The organism is Paenibacillus sp. Y301 (genome assembly GCF_059445505.1).
Genome location: NZ_JCAIUL010000004.1, coordinates 174,516 through 194,069, shown reverse-complemented (window position 1 = coordinate 194,069; position 19,554 = coordinate 174,516). Strand labels below are relative to the sequence as shown.

The following is a 19,554-nucleotide window of genomic DNA, read 5'->3' as shown; positions in this document are numbered from 1 at the left end:
CGTTCTTCCATCCTTTGCTAGACGTCAAGAATTAAAAAAGAAGCCAAAAACAAGCGGATTAAATCCGAAATGCCTTGGCTTTTTGTGAGTGAATGGATCGCATTTTTTTTATTTTATCATTTCTCCTAAAGCGAGGTTCAGCAGTAATACGTTGACTCTTGGATCCCCGAATACGCCTAAGTCACGTTCTTTGGTATGGTTGTTCACTAACTTCTGTAGTTCAGCCTGATCTAATCCCGTTAAATTGCTGATTCGTGGAATCTGGGCTGTAGCTGAGGCTGGTGAAATATCTGGATCTAATCCTGAACCAGAGTTCGTTACTAGATCAATGGGCAACTTCTCTAAAGGGACATCAGGATTAGCTGCTTCCCACGCAACCATGGATTCTTGGATCCGTTTCACCAAATCTGGGTTAGAGGGCGCATAGTTCATGGATCCAGAACCTGCTCCATTATTCTCAATACTTGAAACACGCCCTTGGAAGAATGCAGGATTAGTAAAGGTCTGTCCTATCAGCTCTGAACCTACGACCTTACCCTCCCCATCTTTCACCATACTTCCATTCGCTTGTTGTGGGAAAATGAACTGGGCTATCCCGGTACTAACCAATGGATATATTAAACCGCAAATCACAATCATCACGATACTGATGCGTGCGGCAACTCCTATCACTGAACTTTTATTGGATGACTCTACATTATTCATTGGTATTTCCTGCCTTTCCCTATTATAGTCTACGGCACATAACGCATGCCATCTTATTCCTTCGCACTTAAATCCACAAGTGTACAATTAGGTCAATCACTTTAATCCCGAGAAAGGGAGCAATAACCCCACCCACGCCATAGATAAGTAAATTCCGACTGAGTAACTTACTCGCACCCATAGGTTTGTATTTGACACCTTTCATGGCAAGCGGAATGAGCAGGGGAATAATCACAGCATTAAAGATGAGTGCTGAGAGTATTGCCGAGAGCGGTGACCCTAAACTCATCACGTTAAGCACATTCATCTCTGGAATAGCGACCATAAACATGGCTGGGATAATAGCAAAATATTTGGCTACGTCATTCGCAATACTAAAGGTCGTTAGTGCACCTCGTGTCATCAATAACTGTTTACCGATCGCAACTACCTCAATGATCTTGGAAGGATCGGAGTCCAAATCGACCATATTAGCTGCTTCCTTCGCAGCTGACGTTCCGCTATTCATGGCTAAGCCCACATCAGCTTGAGCGAGTGCCGGTGCATCATTGGTACCATCACCTGTCATGGCAACCAGTTTACCTTCGCTTTGTTCACGACGAATAACTTCAATCTTATCTTCTGGCGTACTTTCCGCAATGAAGCTATCAACGCCTGCTTCACGAGCAATGGTTGCTGCAGTCAAGGGATTATCACCCGTACACATGATGGTCTTGATCCCCATCTGTCTCAACTGGTCGAACCGCTCTTTCATACCTGGTTTTACTGTATCTTTTAAATAAATCAATCCATAGATAACGCCGTCGACTGCAACTGCAAGAGGCGTACCTCCATCAGAAGCAATCACATTCGCCTTATCCTCTAAATCTGCAGGAACAAGTCCCCCTTGGGATTGAACCCATTGTCTTACAGAGTCAACGGCTCCTTTACGTACATGGCGTCCATCTTTAAGATCGATACCGCTCATACGTGTCTGTGCTGTGAATTCAATGAATTCGCCACCTACTGCAAGCTGATCCTCTATGGAATAATCAAGTTTCCTCATAAGTTCAAGAACAGATCTTCCTTCAGGTGTCTCATCCTTCAAGGAACTTATGGCTGCCCAATAACCCAACTCTTTCTTAGTCATTTTACCTACAGGGATAAATTCACTTGCCATCCGATTACCGAATGTGATCGTTCCTGTCTTATCAAGAATCATCGTGTTGATATCACCCGAGGCCTCAACGGCTTTCCCGGACATCGCCAACACGTTGAATTGCGTCACACGGTCCATACCTGCAATACCAATAGCGGATAATAACCCACCAATGGTTGTTGGTATTAGACACACTAACAATGAGATCAGAACTGGAATCGGAAGATCAATATCGAAATATTTGGCTATAGGAGCCAAGGTAACCACTACGATTAGGAATATTAACGTCAAGCAAGTAAGTAATGTATTCAGTGCTATTTCATTAGGAGTCTTCTGTCTCTGTGCACCCTCTACGAGTGAGATCATCTTATCGATAAAAGACTCGCCCGGATCCGCCGTAATACGCACTGTGATCTCATCACTGACTACCCGAGTTCCACCAGTAACGGAGTTGAAATCTCCCCCAGCTTCTTTGATCACGGGAGCAGACTCACCGGTAATGGCCGATTCATCGACGGATGCCAATCCTTCAATGACTTCGCCATCTCCCGGAATCATCTCACCACTTGTGACAATGATGATATCACCTTTACGCAACTCCGTAGAATTAACTACTTTAATCTCGGATCCTACGCGTTTATTAGCTTTGATCTCCTGCTTACTTCTCTTCAAAGAGTCAGCTTGCGCCTTCCCCCGCCCTTCTGCTAATGATTCAGCAAAGTTAGCGAACAAGACCGTAAATAACAATATCAAGAACACCGTAATATTAAACCCCATCTGATCATTCGTTCCGAAATAGGTTGGGAATAGAATCATCATAAGTACTACAAACGTTCCCATCTCAACAACAAACATCACGGGGTTCTTCATCATAAATATCGGGTTCAATTTAATAAAGCTTTCTTTAACAGCATGTTTGGCTATTTCACCATCGAACATGCTCTTGCGTTTATCATTCATCGTTCAAGCACCTCATTCTAATGGAGTGTTAAAAATTCGGCCACAGGGCCTAAAACAATGACCGGAAGAAACGTTAACGCACCGATCAATAAGACAACACCGATCAATATTCCAATAAATAGCTTGTTATCTGTACGGAATGTACCGATTGTTTCAGCAACAGGTTTCTTAGCACTAAGCGAACCTGCCACCGCAAGCATCGCGATGATCGACATGTAACGACCAAAGAACATGACCAGTCCTGTTGAAACGTTCCAGAATACCGTATTATCTCCTAGTCCTTCGAAACCAGATCCGTTGTTGGCAGCGGATGAAGTGTATTCATATAAGGACTGGGTTAAACCATGGAATCCCGGATTACTTAATGAATCAAAACCCATCGATGTTATAAATGAGAGCGCCGTAGGCACTAAGATAATAAATGGATGTACCAGAATAACGAGTGCAATTAACTTCATTTCCCTGGCTTCAATCTTGCGTCCTAAGAACTCAGGCGTTCGTCCAACCATAAGTCCGCAAATAAAGACACCTAGTATGGCGTACATCAACATGTTAACCAGCCCGACACCTTTACCTCCAAAGACGACATTCAGCATCATTTCACCAAGTGCTGCCATTCCTCCAAGAGGTGTTAATGTATCATGCATATTGTTGACGGATCCCGTTGTCGCAGCCGTCGTGACAGTAGAGAAGAGTGTGGATTGTGCAATACCGAATCGAACCTCTTTTCCTTCCATACTTCCTTGAGAAGATTCAATACCTAACGTATTGATTACCGGGTTCCCAGCTTTCTCTGACGTATAACTAAGCGTAAGGAATATTAAGAATAGAATCATCATGCTTGAGAATATGACCCATCCTTGCTTCTTGTTTTTCGCAAATAGCCCAAACGTATAAGGTAGTGCAGCAGCAAGCATCCACATACTTAATATTTCAATAACATTGGTTAATGGACTTGGGTTCTCAAATGGATGTGCCGAGTTGGCCCCAAAGAATCCACCACCATTCGTTCCGAGATGTTTAATGGATTCCAATGAAGCGATAGGACCCATCGTTATCTGTTGTTCCACACCTTCAAACGTTGTTACTGCAGCCGTTGGATCGAACGTTTGGGGTACTTTTAAACCGACTAATACGATCGTAACGATAAATGCTAGAGGTAAGAAGATACGAATAATGGCTTTGGTGAAATCTTGAAAAAAGTTACCTAATCCTTCACCACGTCGAGTAATTCCGCGAATAAAGGCAATCGCAATCGATAAGCCTGACGCTGCCGAAGTAAACATCATCATCGTAACAAACGCCATTTGTGTTAAATACGTCACACCACTCTCGCCGCTATAATGCTGCAGATTGGTATTTGTCATAAAACTGATGATCGTATTAAAGGCGAGGGAAGCCTCCATATTCTCGTTCCCACTCGGATTCCCTGGTAGTGATCCTTGAAGACGTAGGAGTACGTAACTAATTACTAGTAATACCGCATTCGTCGCAATAAAACTTAGTACATACTTCTTCCAGTTCATACTATTACGATTTCTTAATCCGATCAGTTTGTAGATCACATTTTCCGTTGAACCAAAAATCTTATCCGTTCGGTTGGGTTCATTGGAGAATACATGAAACATATAGGTACCCAGTGGCTTCACCAGCAACAGTAGTACGACAATCACAATTCCTATTTGCAGTAAGTCCATACTTTATATCCTCCTTATAGGGATGAATTCTTAATTGGTATGTTAACTAGAATCTCTCTGGATTGATTAATGCATAGATCAGGTAAATGAAGATGACTAAGGTCAATGCAAGTATAACGATCATTGTTCCCCGCCCCCTCTATCTACCAACGTTCCGCACCAATGCGTGAACAATAACAATAATCCAAATCCAACTACTAACGTGATGATCATATAGACATCCATCATTATGGGAATGCCCCTCTCATGTAGATTTTTTGATGATTCATCTTCATGCTATTTATCGAGTAGAAATCCAACGTCCCCATTCTTCGTATAGATGACATGGTTTGCACCCATCCCTCTGTAAACTCCACGTGGGCTAGAATATCGAGTGATAATGTAAATCTCATGTGTCGTCCATGGGCGACAGATCTGGAGATAGCGACAACTTAAGTTAAGACTACTTTCAAAAATATAGATTCTACCTACCGCTACCTGCGGGACAATCCACTTTCTAGTCATACTTGTATCAATACGAACCACATGTTTTGCACCCATTTTTAGATAATCCAGTTCTTCCGTACGGCTATTCGTCAGTACCGCAAATGACTTTTTACTATAAATTAATTGGTTTACAAATTTCCGCCCGTCCTCATTAGGAGCGATAACCAAGGTGACTCCATCTTCCATTAATCAGGTCCTCCTATACGTTTAAAGACAACAAAAAAGAAGCTCAGCGAAAAAGTAGCTTTCCCAGAGCTTCTTTAGGATTCCATGACAAAATAAAGTCATGAACCAGCCAGAAGGCGGTTTGCTGCCTCTCCCTGCACGCTTACGAAGTTAGCTGTCGGATTCGGGCGAGAGAGTCGCCCTATTCTCGGCATGTCGATACATAACCGAAAAATTCACCCCATGGAAATATCCGGCGTTTACGCAGCAGACATCTCCGATTGGTTCCCCCGTTTCTGAATTACACAGAATTCAGCGTTCAAGACAATGGATCAAATTACTTTTATATAACGGATTATCGTTTCCTACCACACTTGATTGACAATCCATCACATTTAAAAATCACAGAGTAACATACGTACCCTATGATCGGTAGTTGCGATCACAAGCTTCATCATTCCTCTCTCAGACTTAAGCTTACGAGGTTAGCTGTCGGATTCGAGCGGTGAGAGTCGCTCTACCTAGTAAAGACATGAAATGCCTTGACCAGGATTCACCCCTGTAGCATCTAATTTCGACTCTCACACCGAAAAAAGTTGACTACATTTGGTTCCCCCGCTTCCCACGATAGAGTGGAAATTCAGCGAAATTATGAATTGAAAATAATAACAATTTATATTTCGTTATGAATCATACACCCGCTCCAAATGAGTGTAAAGGTGACTTGAACCCCACCTAGAAGGAAATAAGAAGCATCTAGGTTGATGGTAACGATTACAAAAATAACAATCAACTCCTTGCTCATTCATGCTCTCTATATCTCAATATTACGCAATTATTGTAATTACTTATTCTCAAAAACGAACAAAGCCATCCAAATGGATGACTTTGTAAATATATTTATATGTCTTTATTGATATATCCTTTAATGAATATCGATTTAAACGCCTAATTCACCGTAATTGAACCGACAGAGGACGTTAGTGACAACAGTGGACCGCCGCCATTGATGTCGCTTTTCCCTTTAGAAACTCCTGTGATGCTACCCACCTCAGTCTTCGTCTCCAGACTACATTGAAGGGATTCAGCCAGGTTCGCAACAATGGCACCTACTTCTGTCTTCACTTTGAGACTACTATCTTCTTTCATTTGATCAATACCCAGTTGAAGACTACCCGTTTCGGATACTATACTAGATTTCCCTTCAATGTGAGCTCCTTCGATACTTACTGAACCCACGTTATTATGAACATCATATACACCTCTCAGGTTACTTAAATTAATCTCACCAACTTCACTGAAGATGTCATAATTTTTAACCCGATCTGGTATCTCTATCACATAATCAATACTGAAGTTTGAGAATCCATACTCTTTCTTTGCCCACTTCCACATATTAAGCTTCTCATTCCCCTTAGGATGTGTAACGACCTCTAACTGATCTCCATTTACAACGACAGCAATTTCCGCGTGATCCATGATCTCTTGATATTTATCATCACGGGATGATTTGTCTAGAGACCAAATTGTAGCAGTCACGTTAATCTTATCACCAGAAGTTCCTTTCACCACAATGTTACCTACCTCATGGTCCACCTGAAGTGCCGATACTGAATTATCCACCTCTTGTGTGTATGAAATCTCTTGGTGAATGCCATTCCTCTTCAACTCATCACTCAAATCTAAGGCTGTATCTTGTACTTTATCCCTAATCCCTTCTACTGCTTCACCAATTCCGCTCTGAATCGTTTCGGTATTATTCGTACAGCCAGACAACAAACCTACGAATACGAATGCTGCAATCAGCATTGGCTTATAATGGATCCCCATATTAAATAATCGCTCCTTCATTTGATAGTCCTGCATTTCAGTCTCACGATGTTACGTTGTCATTATTATACAATATTAGGTAATTAATAACACCGGTCTGTGGACTAGTAAATTACTGGACTAGAGGCGGGGAAAGAGTGTTTAATATTAGTCAGAAAAGGGTTGTTCATTTATCCAATTGCTGTAGTCTCCAAACTCCTTATAGGGACATTATAAAAAGACATAAATAAAACGCGATCTCCGCACAACCGGAAAACCGCGCCCCGTAAGCCTTCTCAAAAATGCTGGTGAAGGGAATTGAACCCCCGGCCTACGCGTTACGAGTGCGTTGCTCTACCCCTGAGCTACACCAGCCTAAGAACCTAACTTGCCTTTACACAATGATTATTGTACCGCTAATTCACATTATATGCTCTGGTAGATAGATCCTACTTTAACTTATCCTGAACAGACTGTAATTTCTGTGCACTAGAAGAAAATTTATCACGACGATCATCCAATTTCACCGAAGTTGAGACCCGCTCTGCTCCCGCTAGGAATGGAGATTCATGTAATGTAGCTATAGCTTTCCATACTAATTCAAGAGGCCCCTCAATAATTGTACTCATGGATGTTAGTTCATACGTTATACCTTGCTGTTCCTTTAGAACCCGTTGCATATCCGCAACGTAAGCACTTAGGCTTGTCGTCTGCGTTCCAATCGGAATAATAGTAACTTCAGCTATTGCCATCTCATCATACCTCCTAAGCTATTTATAATTATTTATATGTTCTTATTCTAGCCAACTCGCAAATATTTAGCAAAATGAAGACACAAAAATTTCATATCGCAAATCAAAACACTCCAAAGGTTAGTGGTAGCGGGCTTGGGAAAAGTTTCACACTTTTTTATAGATATTATTTCATAATCGACTGTTTACAAACACAATATATTGGGTTAGATTTATATAACAATACTAAATATAGTAAAAACAGGTGATCCGGTTGGTACATCACATACGGATCTTAAAAGGGAAGAATGGTGCAAATCCATCACGGTCCCGCCACTGTAACTCAAGAATTGACCTGCATATTGCAGACCAATAGACACGGCAATTGCCACTGTGAGCACAAACTTATGGGAAGGCGCTAGTGTCGCTTAAACGAATACCCCCTAAATGGACAAGGGTCGTTTACTTGGGAGAGTCAGGAGACCTGCCTGTTCGACATAATTCAACAAATCCTACGAGGACATAGGAATTGTTACTTTTCACTTCGGTTTTGTAACCAGGAGAATATAGTAGCATGTCCTGAGCAACCTCCTAGGAGTGCTTTTTTTGTCTGATGGATTGTCAGATGGAATACAACATGACGCGACAATCATGGCATTTCTTAACCGAAGGGTGGAATCAGTTCAATGGTACTTATGGAATCAAGAAATCGCACCTCTGAAGCAGAGGTAATGTTACGAGAGGTAGCAAGTCTTGGGCACGATATTTCAGAGAGTCTTAATGTAGAGATGCTACGTGAGAACGCCAACCTGAATGGAGAAAGCTTTTCAGGGAAAATAGGTAAATTCGGTAGCGAATATGCTAAATGGTACGCCAGATATTACATATTACCTGAACAACTCATGGCTGCTGTGGATCATAATGATCTATATGTGCACGACCTTGATCAATATGCGGTAGGAAGTACGAATTGTATCTTCATCCCATTCGACAAACTCCTAGCGCGAGGCTTTAGTACAGGAAGCGGCAGCGTCCGTTCCCCGAAGTCGATCTCAACCGCTATGGCCTTAGTTGCGATAATATTTCAATGTCAGCAGAATTCTCAATATGGTGGAGTTTCAGGGAGCAAATTGGATCATGATTTGGCTCCATATGTCGCCATGTCATTTGCGAAGCATTTTAATAAAGGGGTACAATACTTCAATGAGAATCATTCCATAGAAGAACAAGACATCACTATAGATAATATAACGTTATCCGTTTCTCACCCCCATTCTTACGCTTTTGCCATGCAAGAGACGAAGACAGAATGCCTCCAAGCTGCTGAGAGTTTAATTCATAATCTAAATACGATGTCTAGTCGTGCTGGTGGGCAGATTCCATTCACTAGTATTAATTATGGCACCTGCACCTCCCCTGAGGGACACATGATTATTGACAGCTTACTCAGCGCAACAATGAACGGACTCGGTAATGGAGAAACACCTGTATTCCCTATTCAAATTTTCAAATGTAAACGGGGTATTAATCAATCGCTAGAAGATCCAAACTATCATCTTTTCTTAAAGGCAATCGAATGTTCAACGAAACGTTTGTATCCTAATTTCGCTAACATTGATGCTCCTTTCAACTTGCAGTATTATGATCCGACTGATCCTAACACCGAATTTGCTACAATGGGTTGTCGCACTCGCGTTCTTGCAGATCGACATGGGCGTAATCACTTGTCAGGTAAGGGCAATCTTTCCTTTAATACGATTAATCTTGTTAAATTAGGCATTCAACACGGTATGGTCAATGGCCGCACAACACCTAATGAAGAAGGGTTCTATCAAGATTTATATCATTTCTTAAATATTGCTCTTGATGGTCTTCTACACCGCTACAAGATTCAATCTCGACAACCTGCCAAAGCCTCCGACTTCATGATGCGTGAAGGAGTCTGGGAAGGTGGAGAACAGCTTAATCCTGACGATACCGTGGAAAATTGCCTGAAACATGGTAGCTTGTCCATAGGATTCATTGGTCTGGCCGAATGTATGAAATCTATGTATGGTAAACACCATGCTGAGAGCGATGAAGTGTATGCTAAGGCGTTAGCTCTGATCTCTTCGATGCGTCGTTATTGTGATGATAAGAGTGAGGAATATGACCTTAACATCACTTTGATGGCCACTCCAGCTGAAGGATTGTCAGGTAAATTCACTAAAAAGGATCGAGAAGTATTTGGTTCCATTCCGGGTGTAACGGATCGTGAATATTATACGAATTCTTTTCATGTTCCGGTGTATTATAAGCTACCGGCTGCACGTAAAATTTCACTTGAAGCTCCTTTTCATGAATTATGCAATGCAGGTGCCATCTCTTATGTTGAATTAGATGGAAATGTACGCAGCAACCCGAGTGCTTTTCTCAAAATAGTGCAATATGCATTACAACAGAATATCAGCTATTTCAGTATTAATCATCCAATTGATCGTTGCGGATCATGCCACTATGAAGGCATCATCGGAGATACTTGTCCGCAATGTGGAACTCATGAATCAGACATCCCTATGTATCGCTTACGCCGGGTAACCGGCTACCTAACGGGTGACTATCAGACTCGTTTTAACGCAGCTAAGCAAGCCGAAGTACAAGATCGGGTCAAACACCAATGAATATTTGTGGCTACTATCCTGAGTCCATTAATGAAGGTGATGGCCTACGCACCGTCATCTTTCTAAGTGGGTGTCGTCATCGATGTGCAGGTTGCTTCAATCCGGAAACGTGGAATTTCAACTACGGAGAACCTTTTACGGAACAACGTCAACAAGAGATCATTACTGAAATGGTTAATAATCCGTTACTTGAAGGCATGACATTAGCTGGAGGAGATCCTTTCTTCTCTGCTGATGAGGCTGCTCATTTTATCGATAAAGTTCGGGAGTCTCTTCCTAACTTCTCTGTGTGGATCTATACAGGCTATATATATGAGGATCTTATAGCACAACCTGAATCAGCAGAATACCGTCTACTTCGGAAATGCCAAGTCGTCATCGATGGTCCTTATATAGAATCTTTAAAAAATATCACTCTCCCCTATCGTGGAAGTTCAAATCAGCGTATTATAGATATTCAGGCAAATTTGAGCCACGAAGATGCTATGCAGTTGTAATTTTAAATATTCAAAATTGAAAAACATATATTGAAAGGAAGACCCCTACCTATGCCACAATCCGTCGTTAAACCAAATAATCGCCAACTTGCCTTTGATGAGCAACGTCTCTCCGTCTATGCAGATCGCCTGCTAGAAGGATTGGAAATGCTTAATAAGGAACAATTAATCCGAGGGGTACTATCTAAGCTACGCCGTGATGAAGTGACAGGAGAAGACATTAGCAATGCTTTTACGATGTCATCCTTAGAGCTTGTCACCAAAGAAGAACCGAATTGGAAGTTTGCTGCGGCTCGTTCCCTACTTACTTCTTTATATAAAAAAGCTGCACATCATCGTCGCTATAAATCATATGCAGATGAGCCATACGGCGCACTTTACCCGTTGATCACAGATTTAGTACAAAAAGGCATATACCGCGAAGAATTGCTTGAATACTATACAAAAGAACAGATCGAAGAACTTGCTGAACTTATTGACTACAAGCGCGATCTTCTATTCGATTATATTGGACTCTTAACATTAACAGAACGTTACCTTACAACAGACTTTGATGGACATGTGATGGAACTTCCGCAGGAAAGATACATGATCATTGCGATGTTCCTTATGCACAAAGAGCCTGCTGAGAGACGTATGGAGCTTGTCAAAGAATCTTATTGGGCTATGAGCAATCTCTATATGACTGCTGCCACACCAACCATGTCGAATGCAGGTAAAAAAGTAGCTGGACAACTATCCAGTTGTTTCATTGATACGGTAGATGACTCTTTAGAGGGAATCTTCGATTCTAACACAGATACAGCTCGTCTTAGCAAAATGGGCGGTGGGATCGGTGTCTACCTTGGTAAAGTTAGAGCACGTGGTTCAGATATTCGCGGACATAAGAACACAAGTTCAGGAATTATTCCTTGGATACGCCAATTAAACAATACGGCTGTTAGTGTAGATCAGTTAGGTACACGTAAAGGTGCAATCGCCGTCTATATCGATGTGTTCCATAAAGATATCCTAGCATTCCTTGACCTCAAATTAAATAACGGGGACGAGCGTATGAGAGCGCACGATGTATTCCACGGTATTTGTATTCCTGACTTGTTCATGAGTGCTGTAGAGAATCGCGGAATGTGGAACCTATTCTGTCCTCATGAAGTTAAGAAAGTGATGGGTTGGACAGACAACAACGGTCGCCCTCTTGGCCTTGAAGATTTCTATGATGAAAGTCTTGGACAAGGTTCGTTCAGTGATAAATATGAAGAAGCTGTGAATCATCCTTTATTGTCTCGTATTACCGTCCCTGCCATCGATATTATGAAACGTGTCATGAAATCGCAGCTTGAGACTGGTACGCCATATATGTTCTACCGTGATACCGTTAACCGGGCTAACCCCAATCGTGCACATGGTATGGTCTATTCCTCCAACCTATGTACAGAAATTATGCAGAATCAATCCGCTACGGTTGTGGAAAAGGAAGAATTGGTTACGAAAGACGGCCAGACTCGGATTATTATCTCCAAAATCCCTGGTGATTTCGTCGTTTGTAATCTGAACTCCATTCACTTGGCACGTGCTGTTCCAGCTGGTGTATTGGATCGACTCGTTCCTATTCAAGTACGTATGCTTGATAATGTCATCGACATCAATAATATTGAAGTCCTTCAAGCGCAATATACAAACAGTCAATATCGCGCCATTGGTCTAGGAACTTTCGGGCTTCATCATTTACTTGCACTCGAAGGTATTCGTTGGGAATCCGATGAAGCTGTCACTTATAACGATAATCTTTATGAGAAAATCAACTATTTACTTGTTCGTTCCAGCATGGAATTGTCTAAAGAAAAGGGTCATTATCCGAAATTCAAAGGTTCTGATTGGGAAAGTGGTCACTATTTCACACAACGTGGTTACACAGACGGACAACATGAAGGTCAGTTCGTAACGACTTCCCAATGGCAAGATCTACAACAAGAAGTACAACAGAATGGTGTACGTAATGCCTGGATGTTCGCGATTGCACCGAATGGTTCTACTTCTATTATTGCCGGCTCTACAGCCAGCATTGATCCATTGTATGAGTTGCTATCTTATGAAGAGAAAACAACGTACAAGATTGCTAATCCTGCACCAGACCTATCTGATAAGACGATGTGGTACTACAAAACAGCATTTAATATAGACCAACATTGGTCCATCAACATGGCTTCTGCACGCCAGCGTCATGTCGATCAAGGACAAAGCTTCAATCTATATGTTCGTCCAGATATTAAGGCAACGGACTTCCTATCCTTGCATATTCATGCTTGGAAAGCAGGAATGAAATCAACTTATTATGTAAGAAGCCGGGCGTTGACGATTGATGATTGTGAGAGTTGCTCATCGTAAGGGATTGGCTCCCTTGACCAACCCCTTTCGATCCCTCCCAAACCCTCCCTTGCCAAGGGAGGGCCCCAAGGGCTCTGCCCTCTGGACACCTGAAAATTTTTGGTGGAACGAGAGAATTAGGAGCATTGTGTGAGGATCGTTTCGTGGTAGGAGCGTTTGGTCCCCCTGTTCGCTTCGCGAATGCGTTAGCGGGGACCCGCTCTAATGCGAGAAGAGAGTGAGTAGCTCTCGGCATCCTCGAGCTACAGGTCCTGTTTGCTCCGCAAATGCGGGAAGTGATTAAACCCCTCCTGTTTGCTCCGCAAATGCGGGAAATCACACAGATAAGAGCGAGCCTATAGCGTTAACACTTAGCTCCATCCCTCCTGTTTGCTTCGCAAATGCGGAAAGGGGTCAACCCAGAAATATTTATGAAGGAGTATATAGATATGAAATTGCAACAAATTTTCAATACGGAAGCACCCAATCAATCTACACGGATTATCGAAGGTGAATGTTCAGGTATTCTGAACTGGAACGATATCCGTATGCCTCATATGTATAAACTTTATAAGGTACTATTATTGAATCACTGGATTGCAGATGAAATTCCGATGTCCAAGGATGCACAGCAATTCGCAAGATTGGATCCTGAAGAGCAACGCGTCTTCAAGATTAATATTTCACTACTTGCTGTGTTAGATTCTATGCAGACGATGTTTGTAGGAGATGTGAAACGTTATTTCACGGACTCATCTTTAGAAGCCATTTCGGCTATTATTGGTCAACAAGAAGTTGTCCATAATCAATCGTATTCCTATGTCCTTTCATCCATTGTGTCGGATCAAGAGCAGAAAGAAATTTTTGAATATTGGAAACATGATCCGGTTCTTCTTGAACGCAATCGTTTCATTTCAGATATTTATCAAAGCTTCCGCAATGAACAGACGCCACAGACATTTTTCCATGCTATGGTAGCGGATTTGATTCTTGAAGGTATTTTCTTTTACAGTACATTTGCCTTCTTCTACAACTTGGCACGTGATCAGAAAATGATGGGTACAAGCCAGATGATCTCCTATATTCAACGCGATGAGAATCAACACTGCTATTTCTTCGCAGAGGTGTTCAAACAGCTGCTCGTTGATTTCCCAGAGCTCAACACCAAAGAAAACATGGACTATGTCTACAAGACTATTGATGAAGCTGTTCAATTAGAGACCAATTGGGCACATTACACACTCGTTAACGTAGCTGGTATCGATCTAAATGAGCTTGAGGATTATATCAAATATACAGCGAACAAACGTCTTACATTAATGGGAATGGACAAAGCTTATCAAGGTGTGGATGTAAACTGTATGCCTTGGATTAAGCCTTTCTCAGACGATGCTTTGAATTCAACGAAGACGGATTTCTTCGAAGCGAAGTCCCGTAACTACGGTAAGGTCGGAGACGATAACGGGTTTGATGATTTGTAATTCTTAATTTCATGGGTAACGTTAAAAAAGGGAGGTAGCCTGTTCTTATAGGCTACCTCCCTTTTAGTTATTATGATGCTTCAACGGCCTGGATACCTCCGTTTTCCATTCCTATAAAAATGGATAATCCCAATCCAATAGCTAAGTAAGTTCTCTTTTTCATCATCCCACTCCTTTATTCATATTCCCCTTCTTCATTAACTCCCAGCGCGGAGTCGCGTAACATGATGGCGGCCAAACACATGTAGGAACCACCATTCATGGTTCTCATATATCTCCTGTCATTCTTCGCCCAAAAACCCTTTATCATTATCCTTGAATACTTTCCATACATCATTCTCTTTAACCACTGTCATGTTTCCTGTCTTGGTTACAACACTTGTTCCTCTAGAGGAAGTCAGTTCTGAAGGACTTAGTTCGATATCTATACTGTATCTAAAAGAAAAAGTGTCCTTTTCCATGTTTGCTTGGTTCATATTTTCAAAATCAATTTTATTTATCTTCATATTCACCTTATTCTTAACTGCGTATATTGTGGCTATGGCGTTTTGCCTATTTACTGCGAATGCTTCATAACCTTTTTCTGTTAAGAATGGCTTATACTCTTCTTGTTCCTTCAGTATATCTTGAATCTCCTGCTCGACCGTAGTATTTTCCTTTTCAATAGCAGGAACCTGAATCACGTTTAGCGTTGAAATATAAGACTATTTATAAGCAGAAACACTTATAAATTCTTATATTTTAAAAAAAGACGGAGCAGAACTGTTACCAGTCCCAACTCCGCCTCATTCTAACAGCACGGGCAGCAATTATTTTTTACAACTTGTATTCGTTCTCTGTATGTTTATACTCGCTTCTTAAACTTGTTTCCTTTACCAATTCCTCTAACGCATCGTGCAGACGTGAGCGTAATTCTTCAGCGATGTCCATACCCCCATCTTCTGTACGTACCACTTGGGAATCTACCGTGTAGACCCCACCAAGAATGTGACGGCCGCCAAGCGCGGAGAGTACAGGCTTTAAGGAATAATCAATGGCAAGTAAGTGTGCAAGACTCCCACCGATAAACAAAGGTAACATAATCTTACCTGCTAGACCCTTTTCAGGAATAAGGTCCAAGAATGTCTTAAGGACGCCCGTAAAAGATGCCTTATACACTGGACTTGCAATAATAACCGCATCTGCTTCGGCTACGAGCCCATTCGCTTTGACGATATATTCACTTTCAAACTTTGTATGAATAAGATCCTCTGGCGGAAGCTTAGCCACATCAATACGACTTACCTCGAATCCTGATGTTTCGAGAATTTTCTCTACATATTCAATGATTGCCGTAAGTCTTGAAGTCAGACTTGGATTTCCATTTATGATAACAATTTTAGCCATGATTTCATTCTCCTTTTCCATATAGATATCATGCTCTATTTATAATATTTATAACGATTTAAACCTAAAGATATTCCAATTCCGATATAATCACTATGCTTAAATGATCGTACCAATCCATGTACCTATTGTCAATTATTCGAGGGTAAAGGCCCTCTACCTTAAGTTCTCCATCTCAGAGTGCACTTTTTGGATGCCTAGCCGTGGACCTATATATCTATAAATAAAGTACTGAACTACGAACAACAATGAATAGTACAACAGGGTTACAACCAATACAATGAATACCATCAATCCACACAATACGACCGAAAAAGCATATAGATTGATTTAAAAGTGACCCCACGGCGCGAAGTGTTGAATAAGAACAGCGTTATACTATATATGATTAACCTCTTCCAAGAAATAATCGGTAAACCAAACATCACATTCTCTAGTGCCAGATATAGCATCGCTATGAAGAGACAATACATGCCAATCTTGATACCTGCTCCGTACCTATACCATTCGATCATAAAAGGAGTGAGCAAGACCAACAACCCACCTATGAATAATATGTTTTCTATGACTTGCGAAATACCAACCTGTACATAATCCACCGACGTGGATATGAATTTATAAATGACTCCTTTAACACTGTAACGGGTGCTCAATATGAGATTCCCCTCTTTAAACCCGATGGAGCACCATGCGCAAAAATGTTGATATACGAGGCCTTCTCGAGCCAATGAAGATCTATGCCTGCCCTTTCGCCTTGAGTAATTCGAATCCAATCTCCTTCCTTCTCGGTATTCGTGTCTACCCAATTGGAATCACTATAACGATATAAAAGTTTGTTAACCTGCAGATCATCATAATAAAAGGATCTATTCAGTAGCAAATTGACTTCACCTGGTGTGGAAGCCATCAGAACACCTATCCCACGTACCTGGTCAAATCTATGGAACATCGCAGCATACTTCTCCCCACTAAATTGCTTCGGAGTGACGAACCATGCCAAATAGGTCTTATGATTTGGAATCTCTCCTAAATCAAAAATGAGCCTTCCTTTGCGGAGTACCGCCATATACAGTGCTTCGTTACGATACTCCTTACTCTCCACACACACGTATAAGTCAGGAGAAGGTAGCAATTCATTATATAAATCTCGTATTTCTTGTTCGGTTACATATCTCTTTACATATTTCTGTCCAACGACATTCACATTACCAATGATTAATACATCCTCATATGGATGTTCCTTCGGAAGATCCGGATACATATATATATCATAATGTTTCATCAAAGCGATATGTTCGGCAATCAGTCTCAACTCTTCCGAATCAGTAGCGATCACAATAGCCCCAACGCTAGGTCGCTTATCAGCTGAATTCAGTGATTGGTTATGGTTATTATTATTGTTTATGTAGAGGTCTTCAAATTGTTGTATCTGCTCTGCGCCAAGTTGAGTGACGAAATCCTGCTCATCCGCAGTCACAATGGCAGAAGCTTGCACATAACTAGGTGCGAAAAAAATAATTACAGATAATGGGCCGAATAATAACACTTTTTTCATAAGTGCTCCTTTTTAAAACACTAATTTATTACATTTAATCTTATATGTACCGGGTTATATCGTAAGTGATTTCTTTCTCTTTGAACGCTCTTTGAACTGGTTGTTGAATTTATGTTTTGTATAAGCTATACTGAACGACAACGAATTGAACAGTGATATTACGCCTATGATCAGAATCCAACTGGGAGGCGTTTGCGACCGGAGAAGGTGTTCCCTCTCCCTAAGTTAACCGGCATCCGACCGTTATAACGGAACCAAGAGGATTCAAGACTGTATAAACAGCTTGAATCAAGTTGGGTGGCACCGCGAGCAGACGCTCCTCGTCCCAAAGGATGAGGGCGTTTTTTGTATTTTTTTAGACAAAGGAGCTCGTGAGATATGTTAGATATTCAATTTATTCGTAACCATCCAGACTTGGTACAAAGAACTGCCGAACAGAAAAAGATAACACTCTCGGTAACGGATTTACTCTACTGGGATCAGCAAAGACGCGACCTTTTGAAACAGATAGAGGATTTAAGAGCCGAGCGTAATCGCATGACAACTACCATCGCTACAATCATTCATGAAGGAAATCCCGCAGATTCAGAACCTCTTAAAGCACAAGTCAAACAGATTAATCAACAACTAACGATTCAGGAATCGGCTTTAACGCAAGCAAATGATCAATATGAACAAAGGATGATATTGGCCCCTAACATTGTATCTCCTGACACCCCTGTAGGAAGAGATGATGATGACAATGTCGAGATTAGACGAGTTGGGACTCCCCCAGTGTTCGCCTTTGAGACGTTAGATCATGTGCAACTAGGTGAACTCCATGATCTTATTGATATTCCCCGTGGCGTCAAGGCTGCCGGAAGTCGGAACTATTTTCTCAAGGGATCTGGTCTATATTTACATCTAGCGGTTCAACGCTTAGCACTGGATTTACTTACTAGCTATGGATTTACCGCCATGGATGTTCCGGTTATGGTCCGTCCGGAAGCACTCACAAGAACGGGATTTTTCCCAACGGGAGCCGATCAGACTTTTGAAATAACGGGTGAAGATAAATGGTTAGTTGGTACATCAGAGGTATCGTTAGTATCGTATTACAGCGATGAAATCATTGACGTATCCGAACCCATTAAATTAGCTGGCATGTCTGCCTGTTTCCGTAAAGAAATTGGATCGGCTGGACGGGATGTGCGAGGTCTATACCGAGTTCATCAGTTCGCCAAAGTCGAACAAGTGGTTCTTTGTAAGAATAATGCGGAGGTATCAGAGGCAATACTGCAGGAAATTACAGGACATGCAGAGGAGATCCTTCAACTATTAGAGCTTCCCTATCGTCTGATGTCGGTATGTACAGGAGATATGTCTCAAAAAACGTACAAACAATATGATATCGAGACATGGATGCCTAGCCGACAGGCATATGGTGAGACACATTCGTCTTCTAATGTCCTAGATTTCCAAGCTCGACGTTCTAATATTAGATACCGAGATGCTGAGGGTAAGCTTCAATTCTGCCATACGCTAAACAATACGGCCGTTGCCTCACCACGTATTCTAATTCCTTTGCTTGAGAATCATCAACAAGAGGATGGATCTATCTATATTCCCAAGGCACTACGCCCTTATATGGGAGGAATGGAACGATTAATCTCACCACAGGGTAATACATTCGAATAAAGCTACCCCTATTAATTTCACGGAAGGTATCTCTAGCCATTTCTTAGGTCTAGGAGACTTTAACATTCATTAATATGATTAGCCATCCATATATTCATAAATAATAATGATCGAACCAAAAAGGCTATCTACCACGTCATTCATGGTAAATAGCCTTTCTCCGTATTTCCCCTTTTTATATAAATATTGTTCCAAAATGATCCCACTAGCTTAACATTTCGTGAGCATTCAAATTTAGCAATC

The 19,554-nt window shown here is 41.5% G+C and carries 15 protein-coding genes, 1 tRNA gene and 3 riboswitches; of the genes, 5 read left to right on the top strand and 11 right to left on the bottom strand.

What is annotated here, in order from left to right:
* Positions 1-108 precede the first annotated feature (108 nt).
* The 8 genes from kdpC to AC1D69_RS09330 form a co-directional block, all read right to left on the bottom strand.
* The gene (gene kdpC, locus AC1D69_RS09365) at positions 109-705 is read right to left on the bottom strand and encodes a potassium-transporting ATPase subunit KdpC (RefSeq protein WP_495455876.1); all 597 of its coding nucleotides are present in this window, start codon (positions 703-705) and stop codon (positions 109-111) included.
* Positions 706-772: 67 nt separating this feature from the next.
* A complete protein-coding gene (kdpB, locus tag AC1D69_RS09360) occupies positions 773-2,803 on the bottom strand; it encodes a potassium-transporting ATPase subunit KdpB (protein ID WP_495455875.1) in 2,031 nt (676 codons plus the stop codon).
* Positions 2,804-2,820: 17 nt separating this feature from the next.
* On the bottom strand, positions 2,821-4,500 hold the full coding sequence (gene kdpA, locus AC1D69_RS09355) for a potassium-transporting ATPase subunit KdpA (protein WP_495455874.1): 1,680 nt from the start codon (positions 4,498-4,500) through the stop codon (positions 2,821-2,823).
* Positions 4,501-4,546: 46 nt separating this feature from the next.
* Positions 4,547-4,624: a K(+)-transporting ATPase subunit F gene (gene kdpF, locus AC1D69_RS09350; protein ID WP_495456063.1), complete on the bottom strand. Its 78-nt coding sequence runs from the start codon at positions 4,622-4,624 to the stop codon at positions 4,547-4,549.
* Positions 4,625-4,776: 152 nt separating this feature from the next.
* Positions 4,777-5,172 (bottom strand): hypothetical protein, encoded by a 396-nt coding sequence (locus tag AC1D69_RS09345; RefSeq protein ID WP_495455873.1) that lies wholly within the window; start codon positions 5,170-5,172, stop codon positions 4,777-4,779.
* A 123-nt stretch (positions 5,173-5,295) separates the two neighbouring features.
* A riboswitch (cyclic di-AMP (ydaO/yuaA leader) is annotated at positions 5,296-5,479 on the bottom strand.
* Positions 5,480-5,610: 131 nt separating this feature from the next.
* Positions 5,611-5,807: riboswitch (cyclic di-AMP (ydaO/yuaA leader) on the bottom strand.
* A 292-nt stretch (positions 5,808-6,099) separates the two neighbouring features.
* Positions 6,100-7,017 carry a hypothetical protein gene (locus AC1D69_RS09340; RefSeq protein WP_495455872.1) on the bottom strand — a complete coding sequence of 306 codons (918 nt, stop codon included), beginning with the start codon at positions 7,015-7,017 and terminating at the stop codon, positions 6,100-6,102.
* Positions 7,018-7,263: 246 nt separating this feature from the next.
* Positions 7,264-7,335, bottom strand: a tRNA-Thr gene (locus AC1D69_RS09335).
* A gap of 74 nt (positions 7,336-7,409) precedes the next feature.
* Complete coding sequence (locus AC1D69_RS09330; RefSeq protein ID WP_495455871.1) at positions 7,410-7,712, bottom strand: MTH1187 family thiamine-binding protein; 303 nt, start codon at positions 7,710-7,712, stop codon at positions 7,410-7,412.
* A 225-nt stretch (positions 7,713-7,937) separates the two neighbouring features.
* Positions 7,938-8,197, top strand: a riboswitch (cobalamin riboswitch).
* Positions 8,198-8,377: 180 nt separating this feature from the next.
* On the opposite strand from AC1D69_RS09330, the gene AC1D69_RS09325 reads away from it, so the two are divergent.
* The 4 genes from AC1D69_RS09325 to AC1D69_RS09310 all read left to right on the top strand — a co-directional run bounded on the left by AC1D69_RS09325 (position 8,378) and on the right by AC1D69_RS09310 (position 14,693).
* Positions 8,378-10,351 (top strand): anaerobic ribonucleoside triphosphate reductase, encoded by a 1,974-nt coding sequence (locus tag AC1D69_RS09325; protein ID WP_495455870.1) that lies wholly within the window; start codon positions 8,378-8,380, stop codon positions 10,349-10,351.
* Positions 10,348-10,848 carry an anaerobic ribonucleoside-triphosphate reductase activating protein gene (gene nrdG, locus AC1D69_RS09320; RefSeq protein ID WP_495455869.1) on the top strand — a complete coding sequence of 167 codons (501 nt, stop codon included), beginning with the start codon at positions 10,348-10,350 and terminating at the stop codon, positions 10,846-10,848. The genes AC1D69_RS09325 and nrdG overlap by 4 nt, the downstream gene beginning before the upstream one ends.
* 51 nt (positions 10,849-10,899) lie before the next feature.
* Complete coding sequence (locus tag AC1D69_RS09315) at positions 10,900-13,233, top strand: ribonucleoside-diphosphate reductase subunit alpha (protein WP_495455868.1); 2,334 nt, start codon at positions 10,900-10,902, stop codon at positions 13,231-13,233.
* A 428-nt stretch (positions 13,234-13,661) separates the two neighbouring features.
* The gene (locus AC1D69_RS09310; RefSeq protein ID WP_495455867.1) at positions 13,662-14,693 is read left to right on the top strand and encodes a ribonucleotide-diphosphate reductase subunit beta; all 1,032 of its coding nucleotides are present in this window, start codon (positions 13,662-13,664) and stop codon (positions 14,691-14,693) included.
* 281 nt (positions 14,694-14,974) lie between these two features.
* Here the strand turns inward: AC1D69_RS09310 and AC1D69_RS09305 are convergent, their stop codons facing one another.
* From AC1D69_RS09305 to AC1D69_RS09295, 3 genes are all read right to left on the bottom strand, one after another.
* Positions 14,975-15,376, bottom strand: a complete 402-nt coding sequence (locus tag AC1D69_RS09305; protein ID WP_495455866.1) for a hypothetical protein — start codon at positions 15,374-15,376, stop codon at positions 14,975-14,977.
* Between the two features lie 133 nt (positions 15,377-15,509).
* Complete coding sequence (ssuE, locus tag AC1D69_RS09300; RefSeq protein ID WP_495455865.1) at positions 15,510-16,079, bottom strand: NADPH-dependent FMN reductase; 570 nt, start codon at positions 16,077-16,079, stop codon at positions 15,510-15,512.
* Positions 16,080-16,728: 649 nt separating this feature from the next.
* Positions 16,729-17,634 carry a hypothetical protein gene (locus tag AC1D69_RS09295; RefSeq protein ID WP_495455864.1) on the bottom strand — a complete coding sequence of 302 codons (906 nt, stop codon included), beginning with the start codon at positions 17,632-17,634 and terminating at the stop codon, positions 16,729-16,731.
* A 378-nt stretch (positions 17,635-18,012) separates the two neighbouring features.
* Here AC1D69_RS09295 and serS point away from each other — a divergent pair, with 378 nt between their 5' ends.
* The gene (gene serS, locus AC1D69_RS09290) at positions 18,013-19,311 is read left to right on the top strand and encodes a serine--tRNA ligase (protein WP_495455863.1); all 1,299 of its coding nucleotides are present in this window, start codon (positions 18,013-18,015) and stop codon (positions 19,309-19,311) included.
* Positions 19,312-19,554 lie beyond the last annotated feature (243 nt).